General features: G+C 63.2%; 9 protein-coding genes. 3 read left to right on the top strand and 6 right to left on the bottom strand.

The window, feature by feature from the left end; all coding sequences use genetic code 11:
* A partial coding sequence (locus AC1DWI_RS08625; protein ID WP_477724677.1) for a UvrA family protein occupies positions 1 to 1,193 on the bottom strand: 1,193 nt, incomplete at its 3' end.
* Between the two features lie 212 nt (positions 1,194 to 1,405).
* Between AC1DWI_RS08625 and AC1DWI_RS08620 the strand changes: the two genes are divergently transcribed.
* A complete protein-coding gene (locus tag AC1DWI_RS08620) occupies positions 1,406 to 2,641 on the top strand; it encodes an MFS transporter (RefSeq protein ID WP_477724676.1) in 1,236 nt (411 codons plus the stop codon).
* Positions 2,642 to 2,662: 21 nt separating this feature from the next.
* The gene (gene ssb / locus AC1DWI_RS08615) at positions 2,663 to 3,154 is read left to right on the top strand and encodes a single-stranded DNA-binding protein (protein ID WP_477668818.1); all 492 of its coding nucleotides are present in this window, start codon (positions 2,663 to 2,665) and stop codon (positions 3,152 to 3,154) included.
* 76 nt (positions 3,155 to 3,230) lie between these two features.
* Here the strand turns inward: ssb and AC1DWI_RS08610 are convergent, their stop codons facing one another.
* From AC1DWI_RS08610 to AC1DWI_RS08600, 3 genes are all read right to left on the bottom strand, one after another.
* Positions 3,231 to 3,620, bottom strand: coding sequence for a nuclear transport factor 2 family protein (locus AC1DWI_RS08610; RefSeq protein ID WP_477668817.1), 390 nt, complete (start codon positions 3,618 to 3,620; stop codon positions 3,231 to 3,233).
* Between the two features lie 4 nt (positions 3,621 to 3,624).
* Complete coding sequence (locus AC1DWI_RS08605; protein WP_477668816.1) at positions 3,625 to 4,524, bottom strand: MBL fold metallo-hydrolase; 900 nt, start codon at positions 4,522 to 4,524, stop codon at positions 3,625 to 3,627.
* A 63-nt stretch (positions 4,525 to 4,587) separates the two neighbouring features.
* Entirely contained in the window at positions 4,588 to 5,226 is a 639-nt protein-coding gene (locus AC1DWI_RS08600; RefSeq protein ID WP_477668815.1) for a DsbA family protein, read from the bottom strand.
* Between the two features lie 75 nt (positions 5,227 to 5,301).
* Between AC1DWI_RS08600 and AC1DWI_RS08595 the strand changes: the two genes are divergently transcribed.
* Positions 5,302 to 6,261, top strand: coding sequence for a LysR family transcriptional regulator (locus tag AC1DWI_RS08595; RefSeq protein WP_477724675.1), 960 nt, complete (start codon positions 5,302 to 5,304; stop codon positions 6,259 to 6,261).
* Positions 6,262 to 6,370: 109 nt separating this feature from the next.
* Here AC1DWI_RS08595 and AC1DWI_RS08590 read toward each other — a convergent pair whose 3' ends face one another.
* Positions 6,371 to 6,832, bottom strand: a complete 462-nt coding sequence (locus AC1DWI_RS08590) for a universal stress protein (protein WP_477668813.1) — start codon at positions 6,830 to 6,832, stop codon at positions 6,371 to 6,373.
* Positions 6,833 to 6,995: 163 nt separating this feature from the next.
* On the bottom strand, positions 6,996 to 7,687 hold a 692-nt coding region (locus tag AC1DWI_RS08585; RefSeq protein ID WP_477724674.1), incomplete at its 5' end, for an amino acid kinase family protein.

The following is a 7,687-nucleotide window of genomic DNA, read 5'->3' as shown; positions in this document are numbered from 1 at the left end:
AAGTTGGTGATGACGCCTTCGAAAGGATGCTTCTTTGCGATCTTCTTGCCGGCAAAGTTGCCCGAATCCATCACGTAGCTGAACTTGATTTCTTCCTCGCCCGAGCCGTACAGAACAACCTGCCGCACGTTGTCGGGCAGGTTCTCAAAGGCAGCGTCGATGTCGAATTTGTAGTGCTTTGCCAGGCTCTCAAGCATCGAGAAGTAGTAGCCATTGCGCCGGTCCCAGCCCTTGACGGCGCCGCTGGCCAGGCTCAGCGACGGAAAGGCCACCACGCGCGCCGGGTCGAAAAATTCCATATGGCCCAGGCCGTCACAGGTGGGGCAGGCGCCGACGGGTGAGTTGAAAGAGAAGAGCCGTGGCTCCATTTCGCTTAGCGAGTAGTCGCACACCGGGCAGGAAAACTTCGCGCTGAAGAGGTGCTCTTTGGCGGTGTCCATTTCCATGGCAATCGCTTTGCCGTCGGCCAGGCGAAGCGCGGCCTCAAAGCTTTCGGCCAGGCGTTGCTGCAGGTCCGCGCGAACCTTGATGCGGTCAATCACCACATCGATGTTGTGCTTCTCGGTTTTTTTGAGCTTGGGCAGGTCGTCAAACTCATAGGCCGTGCCGTCGACGCGAAAGCGCACATAGCCTTGCGACTGCATCTCGGCAAACACGTCCACGAATTCGCCCTTGCGGTCGCGCGCCACCGGCGCCAGGATCATCAGCTTGGTGTCTTCGGGCAGGGCCAGCACCGTGTCGACCATTTCGCTGACGCTTTGGGCCTGCAGCGGCAGGTCGTGGTTTGGGCAATATGGCGTGCCGGCCCGCGCAAACAGCAGGCGCAGGTAATCGTGGATTTCAGTGACCGTACCCACGGTGGAGCGCGGGTTGTGCGAGGTGGCCTTCTGTTCGATGGAGATCGCAGGCGACAGGCCTTCGATCATGTCCACGTCGGGCTTGTCCATGAGCTGCAGGAACTGCCGCGCATAGGTGGAGAGGCTCTCAACGTAGCGGCGCTGGCCTTCGGCGTACAGCGTGTCAAAGGCGAGAGACGACTTGCCCGAACCGCTCAAGCCGGTAATCACCACCAGCTGGTTGCGCGGAATATCGAGATCGATATTTTTAAGGTTGTGCGTGCGCGCGCCGCGGATGCTGATCCGCTGGGCCGCGAGCACTTTGGCAAGGTATTTGCTGTCGTCAGGAGAGTTCAAGATGTGGCAGCCGCAAAACTCTCCATCATAGACCGAAGCACCGTTTCAAGCACAATAGCCGGCTGGGCAAGCCACGGGCTGCCGTGGGCTTGCCGCTCCCAGTCGGTCAATCCCGGGTTATTGCCCTGTTTTGGAGCTTTTCTAGCTATTTTTTGGCCGCTTTTGCCCTTTTAATCCCCTTGACTGCGCCTACAGCCCCCATGTCGTTTCCCATGACCGCTACCGAGCGGCGCGCCAGCGTTTCGCTGGCGTCGATCTTTGCGCTTCGCATGCTCGGCCTCTTTTTGGTGCTGCCGGTGTTTGCGCTGGAGGCGGCCAAATACCCGGGGGGCGATGACCCGGCCCGGATTGGCCTGGCCATGGGTATTTATGGCCTGACGCAGGGCATCCTGCAAATTCCCTTTGGGATCGCTTCGGACTGGTGGGGGCGCAAGCGTGTCATTGTTTCCGGCCTGGTCATTTTTGCGCTTGGCAGCCTGATCGCCGCCTGGGCGCCCGACCTGAACTGGCTGATCGCCGGCCGGTCGTTGCAGGGGGCGGGGGCCATTTCGGCTGCCGTTACGGCGCTGCTGGCCGATTCCACCCGCGACGAAGTGCGTACCAAGGCCATGGCGCTGGTGGGCGGCAGCATTGCCCTGATGTTTGCGCTTTCGCTGCTGGCCGCACCCCTGCTCGCCGGCGCTATCGGCCTGCACGGGCTGTTTGCCCTGACTGGCGCGCTGGCACTGGGCGGCATTGCCGTGGTCGTCTGGTGGGTGCCACCCGAACCGGTGGAGCACGTCAACCGGCSGCGCGGCAGCGTGGCGGAGGTGCTGAAGGACACCGCGCTGCTGCGGCTGAATTTCGGCGTGTTCGTGCTGCATGCCGTGCAGCTGGCCATGTGGGTGGCGATCCCGGCTTTGCTGGTGAATGCCGGGCTCGACAAGGCCGCGCATTGGCAGGTCTACCTGCCGGCGGTGCTGGCCTCTTTTGGGGTGATGGGAGCTACGCTGTTTCCGCTGGAAAAACGGGGCTATCTGCGTGCCGTGTTCCTGGGGGCTGTCGGCCTGGTCCTGCTGGTTCAGCTGGGCTTGCTTTGGGTGGCATCGTCTACCTCGGCGCCGGCCAGTCTGGGCATTCTGGCCGTGCTGCTGTTCCTGTTTTTTTGCGGTTTCAACGTCCTCGAAGCCACCCAGCCCAGCCTGGCCTCCCGGGTGGCGCCAGCCCATGCCCGCGGCGCTGCGCTCGGGGTTTACAACACCTTGCAGTCGCTGGGGTTTTTTGCCGGCGGGGCCGTCGGCGGCTGGATCACAAAAACGCAGGGGGCTGAGGGGCTTTTTGCGGTGTGCGGCGGCCTGATGCTGCTATGGCTATTGGTCGCCTGGCCCATGACAGCGCCTGGCCGGCACGGGCCCGCCGCTGTTACAGGCGGCCACGGCGCCGCACCGGGCCAGCCAGTTAAACTCTAAGTTAGATCAGGAGAACACCCCATGGCATCCGTCAATAAAGTTATCGTCGTCGGCAATCTGGGCCGGGACCCCGAAATGCGCAGCTTCCCCAGCGGTGACCAGGTCGCCAACGTCACCATTGCCACCACTGACAAGTGGAAGGACAAGCAGACGGGTGAAATGAAGGAGGCCACCGAATGGCACCGCGTGGTGTTCAACGGCCGTCTGGCTGAAATCGTTGGCCAGTACCTGCGCAAAGGCTCGCAGGTCTATGTCGAAGGCAGCCTGCGCACGCGCAAGTGGACCGACAAGGACGGCCAGGAAAAGTACACCACCGAAATCCGTGCCGACCAGATGCAGATGCTGGGCAGCCGTCAGGGCATGGGCGGCCCCGGCGGTGATGACGGCGGCGGTTATGAAGCGCCGCGCCAGTCCGCACCTGCGGCACGTCCACAGGCCGCCGCACCGCGGCCCGCCCCGGCAGCCAAGGCCGCCAGCGGCTTTGACGACATGGACGACGATATCCCGTTCTAAATACGAACAGTCTTTGTCGATGGAGGCCCACTCTTCGAGAGGAGAGTGGGCTTTTCGTTTGCAGGCGTCCGGATGATCAGCTCATCGCCTGACGGACTAGCAGCGTGTCCGTGAACTGCTCAAAGGCCACGACCTTCCCGTCCCGCAGGTGCCAGACATGGGCCACACGGGCCTGCATGTCCTTTCCCGTGGCGCGGTAAGTGCCGTGGTAGGTCCCCACCCCGAGGATGTGGTCACCACCGTCGATGAGGCTTTGCAGTTCGAAGCGATAGCCGATCCAGTCCCTGCCCAGCACGGCAAAGACGTTGTCGACAACCGCTTGAGGCCCGACCCAGGTGCCCGCGCAGGGGAAGCCTGCCATCTCGGTCCAGCGTACCTGGGGCGAGACATGGGCCATCATCTCCTGGATGTTTCCCTGGGCCGACGCCGCGTAGTGGGCACGGACGATGTCGATATTCGACATCATGGCCTCAACCCCACTTCATCTCGCCCTTGGCGACTTTGGCGCCGATCTGCAGGGCCACGCCCATGCCGGCATTCGGATAACGCTTGGTCATCGCCGCGATGAGGGCGGCGCTGTCCGCGGCCTTGGCCAGCTCTTCCTCGAAAGCCACGAGGTAGTCGCGCGTGTATTTGATCGCGCTTGCGTCCACCGCCGCCGTGACCGCCATGTGGCCGGGGACCACCACCGCGGGTTTGCGCGCGGCCATGGCGTCAAGCGCCTTCACCCATGTGGCACGGCCCTCGGCGCCCTGCGTGTCGGCGGTCCACACGTGAACACCGGAGAACAGCAGCACGCCGCCGAAGATGGCGTTCAGCGAAGGCACCCAGATGTAGCGGCGGTTGGCCAAGCCATCGGCATCGGCGATTTCGAGGGTCTGGCCTTCCAGCGTGAGCGACCGGCCGTCGAAGGCTTCGGGCATCACGATGTCCGCCAGCGCCTGTGGGCCGTTCTCCTTGAGCTGGGGGCCCCAGGTTGCCAGTTTCTTTTCCACGTTGCCCTTGATGGCCGTGATCGTGGCCGGTGCCGCAATCACCTTGGCGTCGGGAAACGCCGCCTTGATGGGCGCCAGGCTGAAGTAGTAGTCGGGATCGCTCTGGCTGATGTAGATGGTCGTGAGCTTTTTGCCGGTGGCCTTGATGGCCTCGGCCAATGCCTTGCCGTCGGGAAGCGTAAAGCCCCCGTCGATGAGGACAGCCTCGCGTTCGCCGGAGATCAGCACCGGGGCACGGAAGAATCCGTGTTCGCCGGCGGGAAAGTGTTTCCAGGTCAGGTTGGTATTTGCAGCCATAGCGCTTTTCACTCCTAAGATGGCCGTCGCGACAGCCGCGCCGGCTACAGTTTTGATTGCTTCTCTTCGTGTTGTCATGGTTTTTCCTTCTTCTTGAACAGTTAACTGAAATGGGTTGTGGGGGTGGAGGCGGTGCCGGGCTCAAGCAGCCTCGAGCTCGCCTGCCAGCGCGCTCGGGTTGGAATAAAAATCGGCGTTATTCAAGACCCAGCGCTGCGCGCCGGATTCGGCTACCAGCGTAGGCACGCCGTGTGCGCCGAACTCCCGCATCAAGGCCTGGGCGCGATCCATGCGGGCCCGGTTGGCCGAGAGAAGATCTTCATCAGGCTTGTCCACCATTGCGGCGGCCTGCTCAAGCCCCAGCCCTTGCAGAAGGGCGGCCAGCGTTTCCAGCGAGGTCGTGTCCTGGCCATCCACATAGCGTGCAGTCTGGATCGCCTTGAGGGCTTCCAGTTCCCGAGCCGGTGCCGTCAATGACACGGCCGTGAGCGCCAGCGTGGCGGGGCCGCTGTCAAACAGCCGTTGGTGGTCACCGAGAACCCGCTCGCGATACTGCTCGCTGAAGCCTTGCCCCGTCAGGCGCTCGATGCGCTGGTCGTTGGACCAGGCATAGGCGGCGAAGTCACTGTTCATGGGCCGTGCGCCCTCGCCCGCGAACAGCCCGGTCGGCAGCAGTTCGATGCGGACAGCGGGAGTTTCAGCCAATGCGGAGAGCGCCGGCATGGCGCCGTAGCACCAGCCGCACAGCGGGTCGAACAGGTAATGGAGGGTTTTGGTCATGGGTTTTTTGCTCACTGGCTGTGATCGTAGGCACTATCCATTGACTGTTAAATACATCTCTGATAAACACAATGTATGTTTAAAGCAAACAATCAAGACGAGGGCGGCCTCGGCGGACTGGGAAACCTGAGGCGCCTGGCCTACTTTGCGGCGGTGGTGGAAACCGGCTCCTTCACCGCGGCTGCGGATCGCTTGGGGATCACCAAGGCCGTGGTCAGCCAGCAGGTTGCGCGGCTGGAGCGTGAATTCCGGACATCGCTGCTCGTCCGCACCACACGCAAGGTGCAGCCCACCGAACTGGGGCAAGCCTTCTACCTGCGTTGCGCACTGATTCTGCGCGAGGCCGGGGACGCCTTCGACGACCTTGCCGAAACCTCGGCGGAGCCGTCCGGCATGCTGCGGCTCACCGCGCCTTTCGACTATGGTGTCGGCGTGGTGGTGCCTGCCATCGCCGCCTTTACCCGGCGCTACTCCGCGTGCAAGGTCGATGCCGTCCTCACCGACCAGACGCTGGACCTCATGTCGGGCAACATCGAACTGGCGATACGTGTCGGCTGGCTTGCTGAAACCAGCCTGCAGGCGCGAAAAATTGGTTCTTTCCGGCAACTGCTCGTGGCGTCGCCGGCCATGAAGCCGCAATTGGCGCGGCTGACCGCCCCGCAAGAGATCGCCGGCCTKCCCTTCATCGCCAACACCGCTYTKCGCGACCACCTGACMTGGAATTTYTCGCKCAACGAGRSYGAGCGCCAGGCCGTTAGCGTGCAGGCCTCGATTTTTCTCGACGCCACGCTTGCCGTGCGCGAAGCCGTGTTCCACGGCGCGGGGCTTTCGGTGCTGCCGGACTATGCGGTAGCGGGTGATCTTGCGGCCGGCCGTCTCATACAGGTCCTGCCGCAATGGCGCCTGCCTTCTGGCGGCATCCATGCCGTGTTTCCGGCCGCGCGCTTTCGTCCCGCGAAGGTCCGTGCCTTTGTCGACTTGCTGGCAGACAGAGAACAACAACGGCAGGCCGCCAGCGCGTCAAATGAAAGCTGACGCCCGGCCTGGCGCGTGGTCGACATGGCGACGATATTCCGCTCCGAGGAGTGCTATTGTTTTGATAGCTATTCGCGCACGTTTTTCATGCCTTGCAGCTATTTTTCGTTTAAGCCTGCGCTGACGGTGAATCGCGGACGACCAGAACAGGCACCGGCGCCAGCCTCAGGATCTGCTCGGCGCCACTGCCCAGCAGCACCCGCCCCAGGCCGCGTCGGCCGTGGGAGCCGACCACGATGAGATCGGCGCCCCAGAGCCTGGCCGCCTCTGCCACCGACTCTCCCAGGCGCTTGCCCGGTTCATCACAAAGCACCTGGCTTGCCGTGACCCCGGCCGATTCGGCGATGGCCGTGGCATCCGTCAGGACCTTGGCGCCGCTCTCGCGCATCATGCCAACCAGATCAGCCGACCAGGTGCCATAGGGGTCGACTCCGCCCAGATAAGCTGCCTCATTGAAGGCGTGCAGCAGCCGTACGCTGGCACTGGTCTCGCGCGCCATCGCCAGGCCGGCGACAAGGGCCTTGTTGGAAGTGTCGCTGCCATCCACAGGAATCAGGATTCGCTTGAACATGGTGAATGCCTCATGTGAGTTGAAACGTCATCCATGGTGGCGATTTTTGGGAGCCGCATGTTGATGCGGGTCAATGTGGATGGATTCGCGACGGACGGTGGGGCTTCCAGGCGCAGGCCAATCGATTTGCTGCGCTCCACGCATTGGCTGTAATAACCGGGTCTTAGTCCGCGGTGTCTCCGTGGGGGCTGACCTCGGTACCGGCCCGGCCCGCCAGCATCTCCTCGATTTGGGTCAGTGAGCCTATGAGCGCCTTCTTGCCGGACTTGGACACAAAACCGGTGGCGGCCTGCACTTTGGGGCCCATGGAGCCTGCAGGGAAGCTATGGTCTAGCAGTTCCTGCGGCCTCACCTTGCCAACGGCGCGCTGCGACGGCGTTCCCCAGTCAAGATAGACCGCATCCACGTCAGTGGCAATCACCAGGCAGTCGGCCCCCAGTTCGTGCGCGAGCAGGGCGCCTGTCAGGTCCTTGTCGATCACGGCGTCGATGCCTTGAAGAGAACGCCCGCCGGCAGCGCGCACCACCGGGATGCCGCCACCACCCGCGGCGATCACCACCGCCTCATGCTGCAGCAGCCAGCGGATCGGGTCCATGCCCAGCACACATGTTGGGAGAGGCGAAGCCACGACGCGCCTGAAGCCTGCCCCGTCCGGCGCAACATGCCAGTGCATGGCTTGCGCAAGCCGTCCTGCTTCTTCTTCCGTATAGACAGGCCCTATAGGTTTGGTGGGTTTCCCGAAAGCCGGGTCGGCTGGATCGACTTCCACGCGCGTGAGCAGGGTGACCACGGGGCGCCCGGGTGGAAGATGGTTGGCGAGTTCCTGCTCCAGCAGGTAGCCGATCATGCCTTCGG

The organism is Polaromonas sp. P3_C2 (genome assembly GCF_056402675.1).
This window is presented reverse-complemented; position numbering and strand designations above follow the sequence as displayed.